Raw genomic sequence first — 23,557 nt, forward strand, 5'->3', positions numbered from 1 at the left:
AATTTGTCAGCTCATTTTCTTCGTTGTCACATTTTTTATCTTTGGAAGCTGCCATTATGGGTCGTTATATCTTAAAAAGATTACTGCTGATTGTGCCGACACTTTTTTTGATACTGCTGGCAAACTTTGTGATTGTACAAGCAGCACCCGGTGGCCCGGTCGAGCAGCAGCTCGCCCTTATTGAGCAAGGTGCAAAAGACAATGCGCTGGGTGGTAATATAGGTGCAGGCGGCAATAGTAGTACCTACCAAGGAACTCGCGGTTTGTCGGAGGAGATGGTCGCCGCCATCAATGCTCAGTATGGCTTTGATAAGTCTGCTCCTGAACGCTTCTGGTTGATGCTAAAAAACTATGCAAGGCTGGATTTTGGTGAGTCGTTCTTTAAAGGGCAGGCGGTGACGGATCTGATTGTAGAGAAACTGCCTGTTTCGATCTCGCTTGGACTTTGGAGTACGCTCCTTATTTATATGATTGCCATTCCGCTCGGTATATATAAAGCCATGCATCATGGCTCAGGCGTTGATAAAGCGACGGCTATTCTTCTCGCCATCGGTCATGCGATACCTGTATTCGTATTTGCGGTCATACTATTGGTGTTTTTTGCTGGAGGTAGCTATTGGAATATTTTTCCGTTGCAAGGACTCACCTCTGAGAATTTCGATCAATTGAGTGCTGTTGGTAAGGTGAAAGATTATTTTTGGCATTTGGCGTTGCCACTTTTAGCAAGCACAGTTGGTGGCTTTGCTGGCTTGACGTATTTGACTAAGTTTAGCTTTTTAGAGGAGCTTGGTAAGCAGTATGTGCTCACCGCTCGTGCCAAAGGCTTGGGTGAGCGTCAAGTGTTGTATGGGCATGTGTTTCGCAATGCGATGCTGATTATTATTGCGGGCATCCCAGCGGCTATCGTTGGCATCTTCTTTGCGGGCAACTTTCTTATTGAGATTATTTTTAAATTGGATGGCTTGGGATTGCTTGGTTTTGAAGCCATTCAGCAGCGCGATTATCCAGTGATATTTGGCACGCTATTCATTTTCACGTTGGTAGGGCTGTTATTACAGTTAATTAGTGATTTGAGTTATCACTTAATTGATCCTCGCATTGACTTTGAGGGGCGATGATGTCAAATACTAAACTATCCTCAACGTCACCTGTCATCTCTGCACAAAAAAATCGCCGCCTAAACCCTATCTGGCAGGCGCGCCTAGATCGCTTTCGTCGCAATCGTCTTGGAGTGATATCGCTTTTTGTATTCTCAGTGATATTTGTCATTTGTATGGCAGCCAATGTGATAGCTAATGACAAGCCGCTCCTCGTGCAGTATCAAGGTGATTATTACTTTCCGATAGTAAAAGCTTATCCCGAAACGACTTTTGGTGGTATCTTTGAGACCGAGACCAACTATAAAGACCCTGCAGTGCAAACGCTGATCAATGATCAGGGCTATTATGTGATGCCGCCCATTCCTTTTGCCGATCAAACGCCGAATGTTGAGTTAGGTTTGCCATACCCAGCCGCGCCCAATAGCCAAAATTGGCTTGGTACGGATGACTTGGGACGCGATGTACTGGCACGAATACTTTATGGTATGCGGATATCGTTATTGTTTGGTCTGGCATTGACGCTTACAGGCGCACTGATAGGTATTATCGTCGGTGCGATACAAGGGTATTATGGCGGCTGGGTAGATTTGGCCGGACAGCGATTTATGGAAGTATGGGGCGGTATGCCGCAGCTGTTTATGATTATTATTTTGGTCAGCCTATTTAGCCCTAGTATTACTATGCTGTTTGCTATGATGTTGTTATTCGGATGGATGGGGCTGGTCGGTTTGGTACGAGCAGAGTTTTTGCGCGCGCGTAATTTTGATTATGTCCGCGCGGCCCGCAATCTTGGCGTGTCTGACAGTCAAATCATGCTGAGACACATTTTGCCCAATGCGTTGGCCTCAAGCTTGTCACAGCTGCCGTTTATTTTAACTGCCAATATTATTGCTTTAACCGCGCTAGACTTCTTAGGATATGGATTGCCGCCTGGCTCTCCGTCGCTGGGTGAGTTGATGGTACAAGGCAAAAACAACCTTGATGCACCGTGGCTTGCGCTATCAGGATTCTTTAGCTTAACCTTTATTTTATCATTGCTCATCTTCGTGGGCGAAGCGCTGCGTGATGCGTTTGATCCGAGGCGCTCTTAATATGACAATGGCTACTGAACATAATAGTCTAAGCAATAGTGACAGCTTAAATAACGATCATAACGGCAATTATAGTAATGCAAAGAGCACGCTGATGCTGACAGTAGACAAACTGAGTATTGTCACTTCTGCAAACGTGACTCTGGTCGATAAACTGTCATATGAACTGAGACAGGGACAAACCTTAGCCATCGTTGGCGAGTCGGGGTCTGGAAAATCGATAGCCAGTCTGGCACTGTTGGGGTTATTGCCTGACAACTTGCGCATTAGCGGCCAGGTACAGTTAGCCAGCTCAACCGGAATGACGCCCCTGCCAATAGCAAACAACAATGCGCGCAATGCAGCACTACGCTCCATCCGTGGGCAGCGCATTGGTATGATCTTTCAAGAACCAATGACGGCACTCAATCCCCTACATACGGTCGCCAAGCAAATCGCTGAGTCATTGCGCCTAAGCGGCGTGCCAAAAAAGCAATGGCGAGACAAAAGCATCGCGTTACTAAATGATGTCAATATCACAGAGCCTGCTGATAAGCTGAATCGTTATCCGCATGAATTATCCGGTGGTCAACGCCAACGCGTGATGATTGCTATGGCACTGGCGCAGCAGCCTGATATCTTAATCGCTGATGAACCAACCACGGCGCTTGATGTCACCTTACAACACGAAATCCTTGAGTTGTTAGATGATCTAAAACGCCAGCATAATATGGCAATGATATTAATCAGCCACGATCTCAATCTGGTCAGGCGCTACAGTGATGAAGTTATCGTTATGCGTCAAGGTCAGACGATTGAGCAAGGTCAAACCGCTACTGTGTTTAGTCAACCAAAAGCAGAGTATACGCGCACACTGATCAAGCAAGATTTTGGTCAAGCGTTAAAGTTACTTGCCAATGAGCAAGATCAAGCTTCAACGGTATTGCGAATGAATCATTTAAACGTACAGTTTCCGATAGAAAAAAGCTTATTTGGTGGTACTAAGCGCTGGTTCGATGCTGTCAAAGACTTAGATATGACACTGCAAAAAGGACAAGCATTGGGGATCGTTGGTGAGTCGGGTTCTGGCAAAACAACGATTGCGCTGGCGTTGAGCCAATTACTCAGCAATCAAGCGCGTGTTAGTGGGCAGATAGTAGTCAATGGACAAGACATGACCACATTGTCAAAAAGCGAGCTACGTACTTTTCGCGCGCAAATTCAGATGGTCTTTCAGGATCCGTTCGCCAGTATTAACCCTCGCATGACTGTCATGCAAATAGTAGAAGAAGGGCTGCTAGTACAAGGTGTTGATAAGGTCGCACGTCAGCGGGCCGTAGTGGACAGTCTTGCTACCGTGCATTTACCATTAGCGTTTGCACAGCGATATCCGCATGAGCTATCGGGCGGTCAACGCCAGCGAGTGGCACTGGCACGCGCCCTCATCATGAAGCCAAGTCTCTTGATACTGGATGAACCAACGTCTGCACTTGATAGTACAACACAAGTAACAGTAGTCAATTTGCTGCGAGAGATTCAAGAAAAGCTGCAAATCAGCTACGTGTTTATCAGTCATGATCTAAAGGTAGTCTGCGCACTGTGTCAGCAGATTATGGTGCTCAAAGATGGCGTGTGTATTGAGTCTGGACGCTCCGAAGATGTCTTTAACAATCCTCATCATCCGTATGCCAAGCAGTTATTGCAGGCGATTACTATTTAGCCTAAACAAAAATATAATGCATTTTTGAAGATAACTTAGAGTGCTCTAAACAACCAGAACATGGCCGTTCACAATTATAGCGACATACCAAAAATGGCAGTGGTACAATAAGTTTAAGCAGGCGAATGCTTGATGTAGGTGCTCATGCCATTCGTATATTTTCTATTTTAACAACGGTCATAATTGGCTAATTAAAATATTCGTTATTGCTATTGTTAGCATAATTAAAAAGGATTTTTGTGCTCATGAAAAAACAAAACAGTATTGCTAAATTGGTGAGTACGGATGGGTTACAGCATGCGGGTTATTTGGCGATTGCCAAAACTCGCGCCAAAGTGCTAAAAGCGTTTTCTTACGTGATACCTATTAGAAGGCCCATGTTATTCGTTGGTGAGACTTCTTGTGATGAGTTGTGCGATATGCTCATCAATGAAGGAAGCACCAACGTGTTTATTGTCACTGATGCCGTACTAAACAAACTTGGTATACCAGCCAAAATCACCGACTATTTAGATAAAAAAAACATCCAATATAAAGTCTATGATGGTGTGACGCCAGACCCTACTTTCAAGGTCGTTGAAGAGGGCCTGCGCCAATCGCTAGCAGCCAAGTGCGATTCGATAGTTGCTATTGGCGGCGGTTCGGTGATTGATGCCGCGAAGATGATCGCGATGTCACAAGGCAACAATTGCAAGCCTCAACAGCTTATCGGTATTCTAAAAGCAAGAAAACCTGCGACGCCTTTATACTGTATTCCTACTACTGCTGGCACAGGTTCGGAAGCGACACTTGGGGCAGTTGTATCAGATGACGAAACCCATCAAAAAGCGCTGTCTATTGATCCAAGAATGGTGCCGTTGGCGGCGGCTATTGACCCTGTTATTATGAAAGGCATGCCAGCGCATATCACAGCAGACACCGGTATTGATGTGTTGACGCATGCGCTCGAAGCATGGATGAGTGTCAACGCAAGCGTAGAAACCGATTATTATGCAGCCTCTGCTGTCAAATCTGTCATGCATTATCTACCAATAGTTTATAAAGATGGCGGTGATTTAAAAGCAAGAGAAGCGATGGGTATTGCCGCGCATTATGGTGGTATCGCCTTTAATAAAGCGGGGCTTGGTTATGTGCACGCCATTGCGCATCAATTGGGAGCATATTATGGTATTCCTCATGGCCGTGCCAATGCTATCGTGCTGCCCTATGTACTTGATGTCAATCGTAATTCGAGCAAAAAAAGATTGGCTGAATTGGCCAAAAAAACCGGTATAATAGAGGATGGTCAGGCTACTAGTAGCGATAGCGACATAGCAGATAAGCTTATCGCACAGGTACGTGACCTGATTAAAGCCCTAAATATCGATCCGACTGTTCAAAATATGCAAGCCAGCGATTTTAATAAAATTGCTAAAGCAGCTGCCAAAGAAGTCAGTGATACCTATGCTGTACCAACGTATCTGTCAGCCTCTGAAATAAAAGAGATTTTAACGAAAATTAAGCAGGCAAGTGACGTATCTGCTGACAAATAACGTGGTTTGAGTGTCATTAGTGATTATAGAGGATGATATACACAAGCAATGCAACATAAAAAAAGGACACTATCTCAGTGTCCTTTTTTATGTATATCAAAGTAATGGGTACTAATACATCAACTTAAAACGCTGGTTGACGCCTCGGTATTGCACTCAAAAACTCCATACGTGCTTGGTTGTCATGAACAAATTCACCCAGCATTGATGTGGTACGGGTGGTAGAATGTTGCTTATTTACACCGCGCATCATCATGCACATGTGCGCTGCATCCATCACAATGGCTACGCCGCGGCAGCCCGTCACATCCATAATGGTTTGTGCCACTTGATCGCTTAGGTTTTCTTGAACTTGTAAACGACGGGCAAACATATCGACAATGCGTGCAAATTTTGATAAGCCCAATACTTGACCGTTAGGTAAATAGCCCACATGCGCAATGCCATGAAAAGGCAACATGTGATGTTCGCACAATGAATAAAACTCAATGTTTTGTACCAAGACCAGCTCACGATTGTTCGATGGAAACAGAGCATCATTGACGACTTCATCCAAGTTTTGATGATAACCTTGGGTTAAATGGGCAAAAGCTTTGGCAGCACGCATCGGTGTTTCTTCAAGACCGGGACGCTCCAGGTCTTCGCCCGTTGAGAGAATCAGTTGACGATATGACTCAACGCTTTCTTGGTAATCTGATGCTATAGTTGGGGTGTTACTCATAAGTTTGGCAGCCATCCAAAATGTGGGTGTAGCTTAACGCTAAATCCGATTATGTAAAGGATTTTTATAAAAATTGTGCAAGCTGGGGAAGGGCTGTAATTATACTCGAAATCTGCTCAACTTCATACCGCTGTGGTAAAACGTTAAATGTTTAGTCGATATTAAACCAGATTTTGGAGGAATACAGTTTACGACTGTTTACTTAAATCAATTCGTGTATAATAGCGTTTTTTAACTTATATTTGGTTATTGCTCAATATTTATTATATCTGACTATTCAAAATAACTTTATTCTCTAAATCATTTTGTTCGATTCAAAAGGAAATATTATGCTACTGCAAGGACAACGGTTTGTCGTAACTGGCATCGCAAGCAAACTTTCTATCGCTTGGGCCATCGCCGAAGCACTACACCGTGAAGGCGCATCATTGATCCTAACGTATCCAAACGACAAAATCAAAAAGCGTGTGGATATGGCAGCGGAGCAATTCGAGGCAGATTTGGTGCTAGAGTGTGACGTTGCCTCTGACGCGTCCATCGCGGCTTGTTTTGAGCAAGTTACTGCTCATTGGGGTGACGGTATCAATGGTGTGGTACATGCAATTGGCTTTGCACCGATGGATCAGTTGGATGGCGATTTTGTGAATGCGACCACTCGTGAAGGCAGTCACATTGCTCACGATATCTCAAGTTACAGCTTTGTCGCATTGGCCAAAGAAGCACGCGCGTTGCTCGCTATGCGCCATGGTTCTATGCTGACGCTGACTTATGAAGGTAGCATCTCAGTGTTACCAAACTATAATGTGATGGGTATGGCAAAAGCCAGTCTTGAAGCCAGCGTACGTTATTTGGCTACCTCAATGGGCGGTGAAGGTATCCGTGTGAATGCTATCTCAGCTGGTCCTATTCGTACACTTGCTGCCAGCGGTATTAAATCTTTTCGCAAAATGCTCGACATCAGCGAAAAAATTGCACCATTGCAACGCAACATTACCCAGACGGAAGTAGGTAATGCGGCCTTGTTCTTACTGTCGCCATGGGCTTCTGGTATTACAGGTGAGATTATGTTTGTTGATGCAGGTTTTAATACGGTTGCTATCAGCGAGCAGTTAATGATGCTTGATGAACCAAAATAGTTACCTTTAGTTATGCGCTATAGGATATAGACAACAGGAAGGCAGCCAATTGGCTGTCTTTTTTGGCTATACTGAGAGCTATTTTGAGACTAGCCTCTAGGCGATAGATATGATAACCAAGCTACCAAGATGGATCTTGTGGGGTGGCGCGGTGCTGGCATTTAGTGCAGGCTGCGTGAATACAGCCGCGCTCATGGGTTTTACCAATTTGTCAGTTTCGCATGTCACTGGTAATGTCAGTTTATTTGCCGCAGCAATTGCTTATCTAGACGCTCGTAGTATCTTATATATTGGTGCGCTGCTATTGTCGTTTTTAGCTGGGGCAATATTGAGTGGTTTTATTATTGGACAGGCATCATTGAAGCTTGGCAGACGTTATGGACGTGCGCTATATATTGAAGCGATATTACTTTTGCTCAGCTATTGGTTATATCAGCAGCATGATTACCTAGGACATGTAGCGGCAGCTATGGCATGTGGACTACAGAATGCGATGGTAGCAACTTATAGCGGCGCAGTAATTCGTACCACTCATTTGACTGGATTAACTTCAGACATGGGTGCTGCTATCGGTAACTGGTTAGCTGGTCGTTCGATCAGTAAGCCAACATTAGGATTTCAAGCTATTATCTGGTATTGTTTTTGTGGTGGTAGTGCATTAGGGGCATTTTTATTCAGTAAAGTCGGCTATGATGCTTTGTTTGTACCGATTGCTATCGTTACGATTGCTGCATTTGTCTATAACTATGCGTCAGATCGTTTACCAGAAAAAAGAGAGCTGAAAAGATAAAGACGCTCATCATATTGATAAGCGCCTCTTGTATGTCATTGATATTTTGATTTTCAAGCGATGTTGTATATTAAACTAGGTGGTTAATGAAGGCGTCTAAAGTAGTCGTTTACTTATTGTCTTCGTCTTTATGGTCTTCATGCTCATGCATGCCTTGCATCATATCTAGCACTGAGTCGTCGGTGCGCTGCTGATCTTCTTTGGCAAGACCATCTTGATTGATGTCTTTTGGTGCCATTTTGGTGGTTGAATCCGTTTTGTTTGCATCTGTCATAAGGTGCTCCTATTTGTTTTTATTAAGGGTTCAATATAGCCAAACATCTATTGGCATTTGTTTTTTATTCAACTCATCAAGTATGGAATACGCTTATTGTCTTGTACATAGATGATCTACGCATGTTCAGTGACGATGTGTAACCAGAAGTCACGATCGCTGTTACCAGATATGGTAAGCCAATAAAGCTGAAGAAATTGCAAAAATTACGATAGGGATGATAATTATAAATCATCCAACTTAATGCATTATTCAAAGCACAGATTGTTATCAACCAAAAGCTTTGCCAAATTTTTTTGTCCTATATTGCTATGATGGCGATGTGTTTTTTTTGCGACAATAATTGATTGTTAAGCACAAAAATACGTTTATATATAGGTTCTTTCACACTGTCTTTGAGGAAATAAGGACATTTTATGTCAGAGCAAAAACTAGACAGCCATCTTCCTAAAGATGGCAATGAGTATTTATTTACTGATACCTTTCCAAAGGGTACAGGTAAAGGGTTAATAGTTGTCGCTATTGCGGCGATTATCGGTATGATTCTTTATAATGTATTACCATTCGATATCAATGCCAATAAGGGCCTTGCCTTACTATTTTTTATCGGTGTACTGTGGTTGACAGAAGCGTTGCATGTCACAATTACAGCATTATTAGTAGTAGTGGTTGGTGCCTTGATTGGCATACCAGATTTCAATGCTGAGGTTGGTTTACAAAGCTTCGCTAACCCGACTATTTATTTGTTCTTCGGGGGTTTTGCACTGGCCGCCGCGCTTCATGTGCAGAAACTGGATAAAAAAATCGCGCTAAAGATTTTGTCCATGTCTGGCGGCAAATTAAGTACAGCAGTGTTTTTGATATTTGGGGTAACAGCATTTTTATCGATGTGGATATCGAATACTGCCACTGCAGCGATGATGCTGCCATTGGCGCTCGGTATTTTGACTCAAGTGGATCGCGAAAAAGATCGTGGTACGTTTGTTTTCGTACTACTAGGTATTGCTTATTCAGCAAGTCTTGGGGGTCTAGGGACCATCGTTGGTTCCCCGCCCAATGCTATTGCGGCAAAGGCGCTTGATATTGCTTTTGTTGATTGGATGAAGTTTGGTATTCCGATGATGTTGGTGCTATTACCATTATTATTAGGTGCAATGTATTTATACCTCAAACCGAATCTGAATCGTAAAATCACACTAATTGAAGACGATCCTATTGCTTGGAACAAGCCACGTGTAGTGACTATTATTGTCTTTATCGTCACAGCATTAAGCTGGATACTTTCTAAGCAAATTGGTGCAGCACTAGATATTACGGATACTGATGCTATTGTTGCTTTGTCAGCAGCGGTAGCCGTAGTGAGTCTTGGCTTGGTGTCTTGGAAACAAGTGTCTGACAACACCGACTGGGGTGTTCTCATGTTGTTTGGTGGTGGTATTGCGCTGTCGACAATTCTAAAGGTGTCAGGTGCCTCATTGGTACTGGGCGAGACGGTCGCAAATGCATTGTCTTCTGCACCGATTATTGTTGTCATGATTGCAGTATCAGCGTTTATTATCTTCTTGACAGAATTCGCTTCTAATACGGCCTCTGCGGCACTCCTTGTACCTGTATTCGCAGCCATTGCTGAGCAGATGGGCTTGCCACACGAAGTCTTGGTATTGATTATCGGTATTGGTGCTTCTTGTGCCTTTATGCTTCCGGTTGCCACACCGCCAAATGCTATTGTATTTGGTACTGGATTGATTAAGCAAACAGAAATGATCCGTACTGGTATTATTCTCAATATTATTGCGACTTTTGTTGTCGGGCTGTGGGCTTATTTTTTCTTACTATAGTTTCATGAGTCTTGTAACGATAAATGAAAACCCGATGTCTCAATCATTACGAGGCATTGGGTTTTTTATTTGCTTTTATTCTTAGGCGGTATATAAGAGAACTATTTGAGAGGAAGTGAAAAATATGGTGTACTCTAATAATAAAGACTTTACTACAATTGCTGCCATTTCAGACATTCATAGCAACGTCTTTGCGCTTGAAGCGGTACTTGCTGATATCAGACATCGTAACGTTAATCAAATCGTCAATCTTGGTGATATTTTATATGGGCCCATTGCTCCTAAGGCGACGTACGATCTATTAATGACGCATCAAGAAGATATTATTACTATTAGTGGCAATCAGGATAGGCAGATCTATGAAGCGACTACAGCAGACCTTATTGGTAATTCGACACTGAGCTTTATTGTCGAAGACTTGCCAATAAAGGCGATTGAATGGATGCGCTCATTACCGTTTGATTGTCAGTTAAATGAAAATGTCTATCTATGCCATGGGTCACCAACTGATGACATGATATATTTGCTTGAAGATATTGTAACAGGCGCGCCAGCGGTACGTAGCGATGCAGATATTTTGACACTGCTCAATGGTATTGATAGTGCTGTCGTTATCTGTGGTCATACGCATATTCCACGTACCGTCACATTGTCATCAGGACAGACTATCATCAATACGGGTAGCGTTGGTTATCCAGCCTACGAAGATGATTTGCCCATTGTTCATAAGATGCAAACTTATTCTCCTCATGCCAATTATGCGCTTATTAAGTGTATAGAGACTAAGCAGGGAAAACGTTGGCAAACTGAACATATCAAAGTGACCTATGACCATGAATTAGCGGCTAAACTGGCTTTGAAAAATGGTCGTGAAGATTGGGCTTTTGCTTTAAAGACAGGGCGAGTGTTGTCAGTCTGATAGTATTTACATATTTATTAGAGATGAAAAGTTAATAAGGACTTCGTAAAATGCCAACCCTATATATGGTTCAATTGGGCGGTCGTCCCAAAGGGCGCTTGATAGAACAGCATGATATTTTTTTTGGTGTAGCAAATCAGCTGCATGAGCTGATAATTGATATCAATAACCATTGGCCTGAGGTAAAAAACAAGTGGCACGTTGATTCGTACCGAGCGATTACCAAAGTTGATAACTATGCTATTAAATTGATTGAGACAAATGAACGAGTAGAAAACACCTCTGATTTAAAGCTATTTTTTATAAACTTGGGCGGCTATCAGCAGGGGAGTTTTGAAGAGTTTCATTATAAATTGCTTGTCGTGGCTGCCAGTCAAGCGGAGGCTATTAAGCAAGCAAAGCAGAGTGAGTTTTATAAAGTGTTTACTTTTAAAGATAAACCATCACCCCTTAATGCGGCCTCACATATCGACGATAAATTTGAGGTAGATGTCGATGATATATACAACGTCAATGATCTGATTTCAGACGTTCAGCTTTTGATTGAGCCTATTGTCAATACAGAGAATAGTATTGAAACTGAAGAAGATAAAGAATATGTTGGATATTTGAGTATTAAGAACCTAAGGAAGGTATCATAATATGTCTTTCGATATGTACTACAAAAGCGGTATGATTCGCAAAACGCGTTGCCAAATCTCTGATGATATGTTGCCTACCCTTTATCAGATTCATGGAGATGCTAGCTTTCCACAATTGACGTGGTTGATTAATAATTTTTATGAAAATCCGCAGATTCAACCTGACATCGCCAGCGCTTTAGCAGATGAGATATTAGCGTTTGAGAAGTTAATACTCTCATTACACCTGCCTTTTCCAAGGATACCACTGCAAAATTTGCAAACCTTTTTTATGCAAGCAGCTGCTAAGCAACAGACTATTCATACGAGTAGCGATTGAGCTTACAAATAATTTATTCACAAAAATAAAATAGGGCTGGCAGGTTTGAAAAATTTTATAAGAGGATTTATTAAGTGGGTTATCGCAGGTATTGGCCTTGGGCTAGGCGTTTTTATCGTCCTAGTGGCTATAACATTTTGGGATAAAAAGAATAAACGAGACACATCGAGCGACACGACAGTGGTGTCCAGTGAGGCCGCCGAAAATGCTAAAGAAGATAACAATGAGTCGTTAAGCCTTAAGTCTATAGTGAACGAGCAAGACGTACCAACAGGTTATAAACTGACTGAAGAGGGAGGACTCATGTTGGATGCGCCCATTATGGGAATGGAGTGGGAAAGTGTAGTGGATGAGAATGTCATAACTGAACCACGAGTTTATGAACCTTTTATGATCTATCAATGCATCACACAAGATGGTGAACATCTACGTTTGGATGTGATCAATAGTGATATTGGTTATATGCTCAAGTATTATTTTGCTAATCAGGGAAACGATCTAAAGTTAGAAGCGCAGCAAGCTACTGAAGATGCTTATTATATGACTCGTTTTAACAGCACTGATATCATTATACGAGACCCAAATAATTATTATGAGCTAACGCAGTTCGAAGATGGTGATACCTCCTTTTATATTATTAATGCCATCACCGGTCAAGAGATTAATCATTTTTCTTGTGAGAATAACTCGATTGAAAATGATCAGTATGCGTTGATTGCTCAGATGGAGCCAGAGCATTTTAAATTCAAGCCTATGACTGATGAGCTTGGAGACTTTCTAAATGAGCGTTTTCAAAATAGGTAATAGTCTGCATAGTTGCCAGCCAAACACTATAACCAACTTGAATCACACCCAAATTACCCCCATAATCTAAGCACTTATAAATAATAAATAGCCTAAGTAAATATGCCTAATAATCCTGAAAACACAAATTTAAAAACCTCTACAATAAATAAAACTAACAACACAAAAAGGTTAGAAGACTCGAACCATGAGGACGCAGTCATTTCGACAAGTAATGAGAAAATATCTCCGATAGATGATACTACTAATTTACCAGTGCTTGCTAAAGACAGCTATTTTCTGAACCGTCTAGAGCGAGAGCTTACGCGTATGGCTGTGTCTAAAAATAAAAAATCCAATCAGGAGTCAGAGCAAAATAATAATACAGGTGACGCACTTACTAAAAAACGCGCACAGTATGAAAAAATAAAAACCCGCTCACAGCAAGCGGTGCAAGCACGTATCGATAGCATCCCAAGTGATTTGCCTGCCAAGTTAAATCTTGATTTGCCTGTTAGCCAACGTGCCGAAGATTTGGTACAAGCGATCATTGATAATCAGGTTATCATTGTGGCGGGTGAGACCGGCTCTGGCAAGACCACGCAGTTACCAAAGCTTGCTATGCTGGCAGGACGTGGTATTACGGGGCAGATAGGGCACACGCAACCGCGCAGATTGGCAGCACGTAGTGTCGCAAACCGTATTGCAGAAGAGTTGGGTGAGCAATTAGGTAATACCGTTAGTTTTAAGATTCGTTTTAATGAACAAGGCACAGCGCAATCTGTCGTTAAGCTGATGACTGACGGTATTTTATTAGCTGAATTGGGTCATGATCGTTTCTTGAGTAAATACGATACCATCATCATTGATGAAGCCCATGAGCGTAGCTTAAATATTGATTTTATCATGGGCTATCTCAAAAAATTATTACCCAAACGTCCTGATCTAAAAGTTATTATTACCTCGGCAACACTAGATACTAAACGTTTTAGTGAATACTTTAGTCGCTATGATGCCAAGCTAAAACGTCAAGTACCTGCGCCCATTTTTAATGTTGAAGGACGTAGCTTTCCGGTAGAAGTTCGTTATCGTCCGCTCACAGATGAACCTGTGACGAGTTCGGATGATGACAGCTACGACGATTTTGAGGACAATTTGCCGCGTGCTGTAGTGACAGCAGTAGAAGAATGCTTTAATGATGCGCAAAATAAAGGTCACGCTGATCAAGCAGATATCTTAATATTTGCCGCCACTGAAGCTGAGATCCGCGAGCTACAAGAAGTGCTTGTGCGTCATGGGCCCAAACACACAGAAGTGTTGCCACTATTTGCACGGCAGACTTATGAAGAGCAGCAGCGTATTTTTCAGCCGTCAGGCCGTGGTCGCCGTATCGTTATCGCGACTAACGTTGCTGAGACAGCATTGACGGTTCCCGGTATTCGCTATGTGATTGATTTGGGTTTTGCACGAATTTCGCGTTATTCGTATCGCTCACGTGTACAGCGTTTACCGATTGAAGCGATTTCGCAAGCTGCCGCCAATCAACGTAAAGGTCGTTGTGGTCGTGTGGCACCAGGTGTTTGTATTCGTCTGTATAGCGAAGAAGACTTCAGCGGTCGTCCTGAATTCACGGAACCTGAGATTCTACGTACGAATTTGGCGTCTGTGATTTTACAGATGGCAAACTTGCGTCTGGGCAGTGTCGACGACTTTGAATTTATTGAGCCGCCTGATAGTCGCTTGGTGACTGACGGGCACAAACTGCTTGATGAATTGGGCGCGATTACGGTCAAAAGCGAATCTGTTCCTGCCAATCAAACCAACAAGTCAAAACCGAAAAAAGGTCTAGATCACCTGCGTCTGACAGCGACAGGTCAAAAAATGGCACGTATGCCAATCGATCCAAGGCTGGCACGTATGCTGGTTGCTGGCTCTGATTTTGACTGTATTCGTGAAATGCTTATTGTGGTCGCCGCACTTGCTGTGCAAGACCCACGCGAGCGCCCTGCTAACAAGCGCACCCAAGCAGATCAAAGACATGCTATTTTCCGTCAGGATGACTCTGACTTCTTATTTTATTTGAGTCTGTGGAAAGCTTTGTTTGAAAAAGATGAAGACGGCAATAAATTGTCTGGTAATCAGCGTAAGCAGTTTGCTAAGAAAAACTACCTAAGCTTCCCGCGTGTGCGTGAATGGCACCAAACCCATCGGCAGCTGGTACAAATGGTGACTGAGCTGAATCTTACGGATATTAGCGATGCAAAAGTTGCTGATAATGGTAATACTAAAAATGTCGATATCGAAGCGGTGACAAGCGATCCTACCGCGATTGAAGATGAAGCGCTTCGAGCGGTTAAATATGCCAATTTGCACCGAGCATTGCTAACGGGTTTACTATCCATCATTGCTCATAAAACGGAAAATCGCGGTGAGTATTTAGCGGCTCGCCAACAAAAAACCAAAATATTCCCAGCCAGTACGGTATTTAAGCAAATACCACCTTGGGTTATGGCGTTTGAAATGGTCGAAACCTCGCAAGTCTTTATGCGTACGGTTGCCAAAATTGAACCAGAATGGATTATCTCAGCAGCAGGCAATTTACTAAAATATCACTACTTTGAACCACATTGGTCAAAAAAGACAGGGCGCGTTAAAGCCTACGCTCAGATTAGCTTATTTGGTCTTATCATTATTAGTAAGCAGCTGACCAACTATGAACAAGTCAATCTAAGCGAATCGCGTGAAATATTTATCCGTGATGGTCTAGTGACAGGTAACTTGGGTCGACAAGCACCGTTCTTACAGCATAATATGGATAAAATCGCTGACATTGAACGCATTGAGGATAAGTTACGTCGCCGTGATTTATTGGTAGATGAAGAGACTTTATATCAGTTTTATGATAAAAAGATTCCGGCGCATATCGCTAGTCGAAAAGCTTTTGAGGATTGGCGCGCTGAGGTTGAAAAAACCGACACCAAGCACCTTTTCTTTACTGATGATGATGTGCTTAACAGTCAAGCACCGACCACAGGCGACTTCCCTGAGGTGTGGAAATTAGGCGATCTAAAATTACCGCTACGTTATGTCTTTGACCCAGCGAGTGATGACGATGGTGTGACCATTCGCGTGCCACTTGCCGCACTACCACAATTGGATGCTATCGAGCTATTGTGGGGTGTGCCTGGTTGGCGCTTTGAGCTGGTACTGCAATTACTTAAATCGTTGCCAAAAGACATCCGCCGTCAAATCGTCCCGATACCTGATACTGCCGACAGCTTGTTTGATGAATTGCAGCCCGCTGGTGGTCAAGGGTTACTGAAACAATTGTGCCAAGCGCTAAATCGTCGTGGCATCATGTCAGTGACGCCAGAGAATTTTAATCCAGCTACGATTGATCGTTATTTGCAGCCACAAATCTGCGTGGTCGATGAAAAAAACCGAGTCATTGAGAAGGGCCGTGATTTACAGACGCTGCAAGTTCGGCATGCATCCAAAACCAGTCAAGCCGTGACTGAACAGAAAGGCACTCATACTGAATTTCCTGAGCATTTCGCTTTTAGTAAAAACCATCATAGTGCAGGCGTGGTGATGAAGCAGTTTTCTGCTTTGGCTGCTGATGGAGCAGGCGATGCCGTGTCGATTCATCAATATACGGATGTCAATGCCGCATTACAGGCGCATCGTAACGGTGTTTTGACTTTGATTAAAGGCAAGCTTGGCGCAAAGAAAAAACAGCTGACCAGCCAAATTGATAATGTATTCAAATTGGCGTTTGCGCCACTTGGTGATATGGAAAAACTTAAAACCATTATCATCGATGCCGCCTTAGATGCGGCACTTGAGGAGCATTATGTATTGTTTGATCACAGTACGGACTTGCCTGAAAGTGCTGATAGCATCGCAGTGGGTCTGAGTGAGGAGCTACCCTTTACCCCAGAGGAGTATGAGCAAACTTTAGACGTGGTGGCTGGTAATTTCTTATTGACAGGTCAAAGCGTTATAAAAACGCTCAAAAATGTCTATACCCGCTGGCAACGTATTCGCCAAGGGCTACTAATGCTCGATCGAGAGATATTTGGTGAGTCTATCGAAGACATTGAGGATCAGTTAGAAGATTTGCATTTGGCTGATTTTGTTTATCGGATGGATTATAGTCATTGGCAACAGTATCCACGCTATCTTGAAGCGTTGGAGATTCGTCTTGAGCGTCTCGAGCACAATCTCGAAGCTGATCTCGATGGTGTTTATGCGCTGGATTTACATATGGAGCGATTGGCAGGGCGTGCGGACAAAGAAGCCATCAGTGAGTATCGTTGGATGGTGGAGGAGTACCGTATTCAATTATTCGCTCAGCCAATGAAAACCCGTATGGCGGTATCGCCAAAACGTTTGAGTAAAGTATGGGATAAAGTAGGCTAATCACTTTTCCCGCCTTTTTCTACAGTTTGAATAATAAACAGTAGGCAATAAAAAACCCCATGTTAGACGTTTAAAGTAAACATTTAACACGGGGTCTATATGTCTGAAACGATGCCTAAGGTACCGATTAGACAAATTTCTGATTAACTTTCTAGTTGGTCAATCATACCTTGGTATTTTTCTTTCTTAGCAACAATTTTCTGACGCTCTTCCTTGCTAGTGTCATCTGATTGCTCAGAGTCTTCAGCTTTCTTATCAAAGGCTTCTAGCTCAGCGTCTACGCCCACTATAAGTTTGTTTAGTAGCATAGCAACCGCTTTTTCAGAAGCGCCATATGTCATACCAGAAGCTTCATTTTTAATATCTTCTTTAAGCTTAGACGCCCATTGATAAATATTGGCTACCGTTGCATTGTACTTGTCATCTTTATCAGATTTATCACTGTCTGACTTGTCAGTATCTGATTTATCATTAGTCGACTTATCGCTATCTGATTTTTTGTCATCAGACTTATCGCTTTTATCTGACATAAAGTCATCTTTCAGTTTGGTTGCCCACTGATAGATGTTGGCTATCGTAATGCCTTTATCGTCTTCATCAGACTTGTCATCTTTCTCAGACTTGTCATCTTTCTCAGACTTGTCATCTTTCTCAGACTTGTCATCTTTCTCAGACTTGTCATCTTTCTCAGACTTGTCATCTTTCTCAGACTTGTCATCTTTTCCAGATTTGTCGTCTTTATCAGACTTATCATCTTTATTAGATTTGTCGTCTTTATTCTTAGTAGAGTGGTTGTCTTGATCAGAATGATCATCATCAGAAATGACGTCATCACCTTTTAAAACTTCTACAGAGGTTACAGGACTGTTCTTACGAGTTTCTGGTGATTCATTCTCTACGTTATTATTAGGGGAATTATTTGACATGGTTTATGGCCCTTTTAAAATTATTCATTGAAAGATATCAATACTCGATACTAAGCTAGTAAGTTCTTTTATTCAGTATCTTAATGTAAATAATTGACCTGAAGTGTTGGCTTTTTTGCATCGATATTTATCGAAGTGTACGCTCTAAAAGTAGTGCTAACGATACGTAACAGCACTTATAGAGCAAAAGTAAGCTTATAGAGAACAAACTTGAGCTTAGACTTGGAGGCCGACTATAGTGACTGACACGTAAGCTTGCGCCTTACAAGGATTGTCTGCTTTCTAGAAAGAAAAGTGACTTTTTTTAACAGGAAGTTGGTAAGGGCAAAATCATCACTGTGCTAAAATTCTTGAACCATTCGTAATCATGAGGTGTCACATGCAACTAATAAAAAATAATTTGAAAAAAGTATCTGGTATGGCTTTGTTGTCAGTTGGCCTATTTGCTACGGCTCAAGCATCGGCAGCAGGTGCCTGTGATAATGCCAATACTCAGGCAGACATTAATAAATGTACGGCAACTCAATTGTCGACTGAAGACAGCAAGCTCAATCGCTCATACAGTGATCTGCAGCGTTTATTGAGTAGCAATGAGAAAAAACAATTGAAGACTGCACAACTGGCTTGGATTGATTTTAGAGACAAGGCTTGTAAGTTTTCGGCTCGTGGTTTTAGTGGGGGTAGTGCTTACTCAATGGCGCTCAACGGTTGCTTAACCACTTACACACATCAGCGCCGTGTGCAGCTTGATGAAGAGATTGACAATATCAAAAATAAATAATATAAACTAAAAAGGATGAACCGCAACGGCTCATCCTTTTTAGTTTGGCTATTGTCAGTATTAGCGCAAGAAACCAATAACCACAAGCAATTAATAAAAATGATTGGAACATTATGACTGGATGTACCATTGTTGTTTTGGATTGACTATAACAACTATCGTCTCATAATTAGCACTTAACAAAGGGTACTAAGCAGCTTTGGGTTCAGACTTATTACTAGAATAAATAAAATAAAGTGCGATTGCCAAACAAACCAAAGCGGCAATTCGACTACCCGAGAGGGTGATTACTTCATTACCTAACCAACCAAAATTATCGATCAGCACGCTCATACTAAGCTGACCAAAAATAACTGCAACAGTTGCTACCGCAGTACCAATACGCTGTACTGCAACTACCATAATGACGATATAAGGCACACCGCACAACGCGCCGAGTAGTTGCCATTTGGGCACGTCCATTAACGTGACTGAATGGTTTGGTTCAAAGAAGAAAATAAGTAAAGCGGTGACTAGCGCGCCCACAGAAAAGGTGAGAAATGCGCTTTTGAATACGCCAACATTACCACCCAGACGACCATTTAAAGCTGCTTGAACGCTCAAGGCAGCCCCGCCAATTATTGCCAATACGATCATTAATATAAGCATCATCTATTTTACCCCTTCGCCATAAAGAACAGTGCAGCAATGATGAAAACCAAAGCAATGATTCTTTTATTGTCTATTTTTCGCTCAGTTGTGCCGAATAAACCGTAATGGTCTATGAGTAAGCTTTTAGAAACTTGGCCTGCCAGTATGCCAATCATTGTCATTGCAACGCCGATGACTGGTGTGACGACGGTTAAGACCACCACGTAAATAGGACCTAAAATTCCGCCAACCAGTAACAAAGGAGGTTGCGAAAAAAATGAAGGGCTATTGCGTGGACTAAAAAACAACATAAGGAAAAAGGTCAATGCTGCACCGACACCGAAAATGCTCAATGTCGCCCACAGCTCCCCAACTTGACCGCCTAAAGGGCCAAGCAATCCCGCTTCAACGGATAACCCCATGCCGCCTAACACAACGATAAGTATCAATAATATTTGCATGAAAAAGATCCTTAATAAGCAATGGCGCTTATTCTACAGCAGCTTATACGTGCGAAAAACGATACAATATAGAAATGACCTTTGCATAAGTTGCACAAATGAATAATGTCGATAGCATTAGTATCAAGACCTTACTTTTTTATATAGGTGTCTTTAACGCTCAGAGTTTTTCGGTAGTGGCTCGAAAAGAAGGCGTGTCTGCTTCTAAAGTGTCACGTATTATCAAACAGTTAGAGGATTCGTTAGGTCAACAGCTTTTTTATCGAAACACGCGAGCGGTTATTCCGACCGAAGCGGGCCGTGTTTTTATGACTCATGCCCTCTCGATGACAGAAAGTATGAATGCGGCTCAAGAAGAGTTGCAAAATAGGACATTAGAACCAGGTGGTTTGCTGAGAATCAATGCGCCTGTATTCTTTGGACAACGCCACATCGCTCCATGGCTACCGCAGTTTAGTATTCAGTATCCTAAACTGCAGATAGACTTGAGCTTAACCGATGACTTTGTTGACCCCCATCATTATGCAACAGACGTGATTTTTAGAATTGGAACGCTGAACGACTCGGCCTTTCATGCACGTATTTTTGGTGAACAAACTTACCATCTTGCTGCTGCCCCCGAGTATATAAACAAGCACGGGGAACTAAAAACGCCAGCCGATTTAATTCATCATAAAGGGCTGGTGTACAAAGGCTCGTCAGGCCCAAATCGTTGGCTATTTAAAACAAACGATGAAGAGTGGGATTCTTACTTAGCACCAGCTTTACTCATGTCTAATAATGCAGAGTCTTTATTGGTATCAGCCCTAAAAGGTATGGGCATTGTACTTTTTCCTGATTGGTTAATCGGCGATCATTTGAAAGAAGGCAATTTGGTAAAGTTATTACCTAATTATCATGCAGCTGTGAAAACAACGCCGCAGCATATCGCTGCCATCTACCCAAATACCCGCCATGTCTCCTTAAATGTTAGGACATTAATTGATTACTTCGCTGAAGTGTACGGAGAGCCGCTTTATTGGCAATTGCATTGAGGGCTGGTCGTTTAAATATAAGAAATAGTCATGCGCTGTTTGAAGTGCCTCATATAAAAACACGTCACTTGTTTAGTCAGGTGTTTATCGGTGGCCATACTTATTAGTGTTACTTCAATATGCTTGATAAAGACTAAAAATTCAGTGAGACTGGGGAGACAGCGTTCTTTTTAGAGTACAATTTATAAACTCTGAATGCTACGAGCGGCAATCTAATCTATTACGTGAGTGTGTTGTATAAAGAGTCTAAACGTTGAATAGATTACTTTTATCACCGCTTATCATTTGACTATAATGTTAAATCAAAGTCTAGCCAAACAGTCGGAGTATCCTATGGAGCAGTCTGAGCCTTTAGAAAAAAGACATTCAAATCTGCAGCAGGGTGAGCATATCATCCTACGTTTGACTTATGTGAGTCGTCACAGCCCTGATAATACAAATATTGAAGTGACGCGTATCCTTGCACAAGCGCAGCGCAACAACGAGCGTAACGGCATCACTGGTGCATTGGTGATTAATGATGATTATTTTTTACAAAGCATTGAGGGTGCAAGGCCTGTCATCAATGCATTGCTTCGAAAACTGGTCAAAGATGATCGACATTTTTCGTTGCAGGTGATCGAGTGCTGCGAAGTTGAAGAGCGGTTTTGGAATAAATGGTCAATGAAACATCTGACCCCTAGTGATCAAGACAAAGAGTATGTGCGCAAGTTCTCAGCGGGTACGGTTTTTAATCCTTACTTAATGAGTACCCATCAAGTCTTAAGATTTATTGAAACCTTATCGGAGATTCAAGGGCGTAGAGAAAAGGGGGGAATTGGGACCAAAAGTCTTGAGTTCCAATAATACAGTTGAATCGAACACAATAAATATGAGAAATACGATATGACACAAACTATTTTAGAACCTCACATTTTGGTGAGTATGACTTATGTTAGTCGCGCCAACCCTGACATGTCAGATAAAGAACTCAGTGAAATTTTGAGACAGGCGCAGCAGAATAATGCTGCTAATGGCATCACTGGTATGCTAGTTTTTAATAGGCATTATTTTTTGCAGACGGTTGAAGGGTCGCGGGCGCAGATTAGTCAGTTGTTACACAGTTTGCTTGCCGATGAGCGACATCATGATTTGCAGTTGCTTGAGACCCGCGAGCTAAAGTACAGAGAATGGTCTAAATGGTCAATGAACTTTGTTTCTCCAACCACAGAAAACGCAGCGCTGTATCTTAAATACTCTACAACCGTGGATTTTAATCCTTATTTCCTAAGTGCTGAATCGATACGGGGTTTAATGACGGAGCTCAATCATTGATACGGATTTTATATAAAATTACATTTTAGGGAGTACATTTTTAGAAGGTAACTTCGACGGCGCCTTATTCAAAATAAATGTCAATACTGCTCCTAAAATAACCGTACTTGCTACAATGAATGGAAGTGTCAACTGCTCAGATAAAAACACCATTCCTAATATGGCAGCAAGTACAGGTACGCACAGTTGTACCACCGCTGCCTGTGTATTTTTTAGTAGCGGCATGGCTGTATACCAAATACTATAACCCACGCCAGATGCGATAGTTCCTGAAACGATCGCCAACAGCAGTCCTTTGGTCGTTATGGTATCTAAATCAACGTTATCCAAACCTATAGTGTCTAAATAATTCATACTGACTATCAACAGTATAGGAACTGCAATAAGGCTTCTGATAAAATTGAAACCAGTGGCGTGCAGCGGTGATGTGCATGATTTGCCACGTATACTATATATCCCCCAAGCCATACCACTTATAGTCATAAGTGCCGCAGCCGATAATGAAGGTACTGCCGCGGACGGCAACATCAAATAAATAAACCCTGCTACTGCTACGATGAATGCCATCCACTGTAGTTTGCTTAACCGCTCTTTCTTATAAATGCCCCAACCAATCATAGTAAGCTGTACTGCCGAAAATAAAATTAGGGCACCAGTACCGGTATCAAGCGCCATATAGGCAATCGAAAAGCACAACGCATAAACCACTAAGCTGATGCTACTTAACCAACTGCCTCTATCGTGTAAGATTAAGCATGTGTCATCAGTTGTGCTGCCAAATCTTTGCAATTGACGTCGTAAATGGTAAGTGTGCAGCGTCATAATTACGCCCAAACAAGCAGCCGCACTCAATAAGCGAACGGCGGTGAAGCTCCATGCATCAATATGATCATCTGCTAGCGCCATTCTACAAAACAAAGAGTTTGCGGCAAATGCAATGAGTGCAATGATTGTATAAAATGTGGCTTTCAAAAATAATTCCTACAATGATGTAGCTATTTTTTAATAAAATAGAAAAATCCTGCTTCTTAAGCAGATGTCTCTTTTAAAATCCTATTATGGATTGTCTCACAACAAATGGTGTCTTATTGCATTTACTGCGAAAATGGCTATTAAATTGAACGGAAGGTAGGAGGTAGCCGGGCA

General features: G+C 42.2%; 22 protein-coding genes. 16 read left to right on the top strand and 6 right to left on the bottom strand.

Annotated elements, in window-relative coordinates:
• Positions 1-56: 56 nt before the first annotated feature.
• The 4 genes from ACT3TH_RS07830 to ACT3TH_RS07845 all read left to right on the top strand — a co-directional run bounded on the left by ACT3TH_RS07830 (position 57) and on the right by ACT3TH_RS07845 (position 5,422).
• Positions 57-1,118: a microcin C ABC transporter permease YejB gene (locus tag ACT3TH_RS07830; RefSeq protein ID WP_444755288.1), complete on the top strand. Its 1,062-nt coding sequence runs from the start codon at positions 57-59 to the stop codon at positions 1,116-1,118.
• Positions 1,118-2,191: an ABC transporter permease gene (locus ACT3TH_RS07835; RefSeq protein ID WP_444755289.1), complete on the top strand. Its 1,074-nt coding sequence runs from the start codon at positions 1,118-1,120 to the stop codon at positions 2,189-2,191. Before ACT3TH_RS07830 ends, ACT3TH_RS07835 begins: the two co-directional genes overlap by 1 nt.
• 1 nt (position 2,192) lies before the next feature.
• Positions 2,193-3,890 (top strand): ABC transporter ATP-binding protein, encoded by a 1,698-nt coding sequence (locus ACT3TH_RS07840; protein ID WP_444755290.1) that lies wholly within the window; start codon positions 2,193-2,195, stop codon positions 3,888-3,890.
• Between the two features lie 245 nt (positions 3,891-4,135).
• A complete protein-coding gene (locus ACT3TH_RS07845) occupies positions 4,136-5,422 on the top strand; it encodes an iron-containing alcohol dehydrogenase (protein WP_444755291.1) in 1,287 nt (428 codons plus the stop codon).
• 124 nt (positions 5,423-5,546) lie between these two features.
• On the opposite strand, the gene folE is transcribed toward ACT3TH_RS07845, so the two are convergent.
• The gene (folE, locus tag ACT3TH_RS07850; protein ID WP_444755292.1) at positions 5,547-6,143 is read right to left on the bottom strand and encodes a GTP cyclohydrolase I FolE; all 597 of its coding nucleotides are present in this window, start codon (positions 6,141-6,143) and stop codon (positions 5,547-5,549) included.
• Between the two features lie 329 nt (positions 6,144-6,472).
• Between folE and ACT3TH_RS07855 the strand changes: the two genes are divergently transcribed.
• Together ACT3TH_RS07855 and ACT3TH_RS07860 are read left to right on the top strand one after the other, a co-directional pair.
• The gene (locus tag ACT3TH_RS07855; RefSeq protein ID WP_444755293.1) at positions 6,473-7,279 is read left to right on the top strand and encodes an enoyl-ACP reductase FabI; all 807 of its coding nucleotides are present in this window, start codon (positions 6,473-6,475) and stop codon (positions 7,277-7,279) included.
• 109 nt (positions 7,280-7,388) lie between these two features.
• Complete coding sequence (locus ACT3TH_RS07860) at positions 7,389-8,069, top strand: YoaK family protein (protein ID WP_444755294.1); 681 nt, start codon at positions 7,389-7,391, stop codon at positions 8,067-8,069.
• Between the two features lie 109 nt (positions 8,070-8,178).
• Here ACT3TH_RS07860 and ACT3TH_RS07865 read toward each other — a convergent pair whose 3' ends face one another.
• Positions 8,179-8,343, bottom strand: coding sequence for a hypothetical protein (locus tag ACT3TH_RS07865; protein ID WP_444755295.1), 165 nt, complete (start codon positions 8,341-8,343; stop codon positions 8,179-8,181).
• Between the two features lie 416 nt (positions 8,344-8,759).
• Between ACT3TH_RS07865 and ACT3TH_RS07870 the strand changes: the two genes are divergently transcribed.
• The 6 genes from ACT3TH_RS07870 (at position 8,760) to hrpA (ending at position 17,265) form a co-directional block, all read left to right on the top strand.
• Positions 8,760-10,181, top strand: a complete 1,422-nt coding sequence (locus tag ACT3TH_RS07870) for an SLC13 family permease (RefSeq protein ID WP_444755296.1) — start codon at positions 8,760-8,762, stop codon at positions 10,179-10,181.
• Between the two features lie 124 nt (positions 10,182-10,305).
• Positions 10,306-11,100 (top strand): metallophosphoesterase family protein, encoded by a 795-nt coding sequence (locus ACT3TH_RS07875; RefSeq protein ID WP_444755297.1) that lies wholly within the window; start codon positions 10,306-10,308, stop codon positions 11,098-11,100.
• Positions 11,101-11,150: 50 nt separating this feature from the next.
• Positions 11,151-11,741, top strand: coding sequence for a DUF1543 domain-containing protein (locus ACT3TH_RS07880; protein WP_444755298.1), 591 nt, complete (start codon positions 11,151-11,153; stop codon positions 11,739-11,741).
• Between the two features lies 1 nt (position 11,742).
• The gene (locus ACT3TH_RS07885) at positions 11,743-12,060 is read left to right on the top strand and encodes a hypothetical protein (RefSeq protein ID WP_444755299.1); all 318 of its coding nucleotides are present in this window, start codon (positions 11,743-11,745) and stop codon (positions 12,058-12,060) included.
• Between the two features lie 45 nt (positions 12,061-12,105).
• Positions 12,106-12,864, top strand: a complete 759-nt coding sequence (locus tag ACT3TH_RS07890) for a hypothetical protein (protein ID WP_444755300.1) — start codon at positions 12,106-12,108, stop codon at positions 12,862-12,864.
• Between the two features lie 231 nt (positions 12,865-13,095).
• Positions 13,096-17,265 carry an ATP-dependent RNA helicase HrpA gene (gene hrpA / locus ACT3TH_RS07895; protein WP_444755368.1) on the top strand — a complete coding sequence of 1,390 codons (4,170 nt, stop codon included), beginning with the start codon at positions 13,096-13,098 and terminating at the stop codon, positions 17,263-17,265.
• A gap of 143 nt (positions 17,266-17,408) precedes the next feature.
• Here hrpA and ACT3TH_RS07900 read toward each other — a convergent pair whose 3' ends face one another.
• Positions 17,409-18,191, bottom strand: a complete 783-nt coding sequence (locus ACT3TH_RS07900) for a hypothetical protein (protein WP_444755301.1) — start codon at positions 18,189-18,191, stop codon at positions 17,409-17,411.
• A 379-nt stretch (positions 18,192-18,570) separates the two neighbouring features.
• Between ACT3TH_RS07900 and ACT3TH_RS07905 the strand changes: the two genes are divergently transcribed.
• On the top strand, positions 18,571-18,972 hold the full coding sequence (locus ACT3TH_RS07905) for a lysozyme inhibitor LprI family protein (protein ID WP_444755302.1): 402 nt from the start codon (positions 18,571-18,573) through the stop codon (positions 18,970-18,972).
• 189 nt (positions 18,973-19,161) lie between these two features.
• Here ACT3TH_RS07905 and ACT3TH_RS07910 read toward each other — a convergent pair whose 3' ends face one another.
• Both ACT3TH_RS07910 and ACT3TH_RS07915 read right to left on the bottom strand, forming a co-directional pair.
• Positions 19,162-19,620 (bottom strand): DMT family transporter, encoded by a 459-nt coding sequence (locus ACT3TH_RS07910; protein WP_062845914.1) that lies wholly within the window; start codon positions 19,618-19,620, stop codon positions 19,162-19,164.
• Positions 19,621-19,628: 8 nt separating this feature from the next.
• Positions 19,629-20,063 (bottom strand): DMT family transporter, encoded by a 435-nt coding sequence (locus ACT3TH_RS07915; RefSeq protein WP_444755303.1) that lies wholly within the window; start codon positions 20,061-20,063, stop codon positions 19,629-19,631.
• A 98-nt stretch (positions 20,064-20,161) separates the two neighbouring features.
• Between ACT3TH_RS07915 and ACT3TH_RS07920 the strand changes: the two genes are divergently transcribed.
• From ACT3TH_RS07920 to ACT3TH_RS07930, 3 genes are all read left to right on the top strand, one after another.
• The gene (locus tag ACT3TH_RS07920; protein ID WP_444755304.1) at positions 20,162-21,097 is read left to right on the top strand and encodes a LysR substrate-binding domain-containing protein; all 936 of its coding nucleotides are present in this window, start codon (positions 20,162-20,164) and stop codon (positions 21,095-21,097) included.
• 294 nt (positions 21,098-21,391) lie between these two features.
• Positions 21,392-21,943 (top strand): BLUF domain-containing protein, encoded by a 552-nt coding sequence (locus ACT3TH_RS07925; protein WP_444755305.1) that lies wholly within the window; start codon positions 21,392-21,394, stop codon positions 21,941-21,943.
• A 39-nt stretch (positions 21,944-21,982) separates the two neighbouring features.
• Entirely contained in the window at positions 21,983-22,411 is a 429-nt protein-coding gene (locus ACT3TH_RS07930) for a BLUF domain-containing protein (protein ID WP_444755306.1), read from the top strand.
• A gap of 18 nt (positions 22,412-22,429) precedes the next feature.
• On the opposite strand, the gene ACT3TH_RS07935 is transcribed toward ACT3TH_RS07930, so the two are convergent.
• Positions 22,430-23,383, bottom strand: coding sequence for a DMT family transporter (locus ACT3TH_RS07935; protein WP_444755307.1), 954 nt, complete (start codon positions 23,381-23,383; stop codon positions 22,430-22,432).
• Positions 23,384-23,557: the final 174 nt, after the last annotated feature.

It is taken from the genome of Psychrobacter sp. AOP22-C1-C5, from assembly GCF_052378885.1.
In the GTDB taxonomy this organism is placed as follows: domain Bacteria; phylum Pseudomonadota; class Gammaproteobacteria; order Pseudomonadales; family Moraxellaceae; genus Psychrobacter.

Coding starts and splice junctions, on each gene's coding strand:
- ACT3TH_RS07830 (WP_444755288.1), top strand. CDS start 57: ATGGGTCGTTATATCTTAAAAAGATTACTGCTGATTGTGCCGACACTT.
- ACT3TH_RS07835 (WP_444755289.1), top strand. CDS start 1,118: ATGTCAAATACTAAACTATCCTCAACGTCACCTGTCATCTCTGCACAA.
- ACT3TH_RS07840 (WP_444755290.1), top strand. CDS start 2,193: ATGACAATGGCTACTGAACATAATAGTCTAAGCAATAGTGACAGCTTA.
- ACT3TH_RS07845 (WP_444755291.1), top strand. CDS start 4,136: ATGAAAAAACAAAACAGTATTGCTAAATTGGTGAGTACGGATGGGTTA.
- folE (WP_444755292.1), bottom strand. CDS start 6,143: ATGAGTAACACCCCAACTATAGCATCAGATTACCAAGAAAGCGTTGAG.
- ACT3TH_RS07855 (WP_444755293.1), top strand. CDS start 6,473: ATGCTACTGCAAGGACAACGGTTTGTCGTAACTGGCATCGCAAGCAAA.
- ACT3TH_RS07860 (WP_444755294.1), top strand. CDS start 7,389: ATGATAACCAAGCTACCAAGATGGATCTTGTGGGGTGGCGCGGTGCTG.
- ACT3TH_RS07865 (WP_444755295.1), bottom strand. CDS start 8,343: ATGACAGATGCAAACAAAACGGATTCAACCACCAAAATGGCACCAAAA.
- ACT3TH_RS07870 (WP_444755296.1), top strand. CDS start 8,760: ATGTCAGAGCAAAAACTAGACAGCCATCTTCCTAAAGATGGCAATGAG.
- ACT3TH_RS07875 (WP_444755297.1), top strand. CDS start 10,306: ATGGTGTACTCTAATAATAAAGACTTTACTACAATTGCTGCCATTTCA.
- ACT3TH_RS07880 (WP_444755298.1), top strand. CDS start 11,151: ATGCCAACCCTATATATGGTTCAATTGGGCGGTCGTCCCAAAGGGCGC.
- ACT3TH_RS07885 (WP_444755299.1), top strand. CDS start 11,743: ATGTCTTTCGATATGTACTACAAAAGCGGTATGATTCGCAAAACGCGT.
- ACT3TH_RS07900 (WP_444755301.1), bottom strand. CDS start 18,191: ATGTCAAATAATTCCCCTAATAATAACGTAGAGAATGAATCACCAGAA.
- ACT3TH_RS07905 (WP_444755302.1), top strand. CDS start 18,571: ATGCAACTAATAAAAAATAATTTGAAAAAAGTATCTGGTATGGCTTTG.
- ACT3TH_RS07910 (WP_062845914.1), bottom strand. CDS start 19,620: ATGCTTATATTAATGATCGTATTGGCAATAATTGGCGGGGCTGCCTTG.
- ACT3TH_RS07915 (WP_444755303.1), bottom strand. CDS start 20,063: ATGCAAATATTATTGATACTTATCGTTGTGTTAGGCGGCATGGGGTTA.
- ACT3TH_RS07920 (WP_444755304.1), top strand. CDS start 20,162: ATGAATAATGTCGATAGCATTAGTATCAAGACCTTACTTTTTTATATA.
- ACT3TH_RS07925 (WP_444755305.1), top strand. CDS start 21,392: ATGTTAAATCAAAGTCTAGCCAAACAGTCGGAGTATCCTATGGAGCAG.
- ACT3TH_RS07930 (WP_444755306.1), top strand. CDS start 21,983: ATGACACAAACTATTTTAGAACCTCACATTTTGGTGAGTATGACTTAT.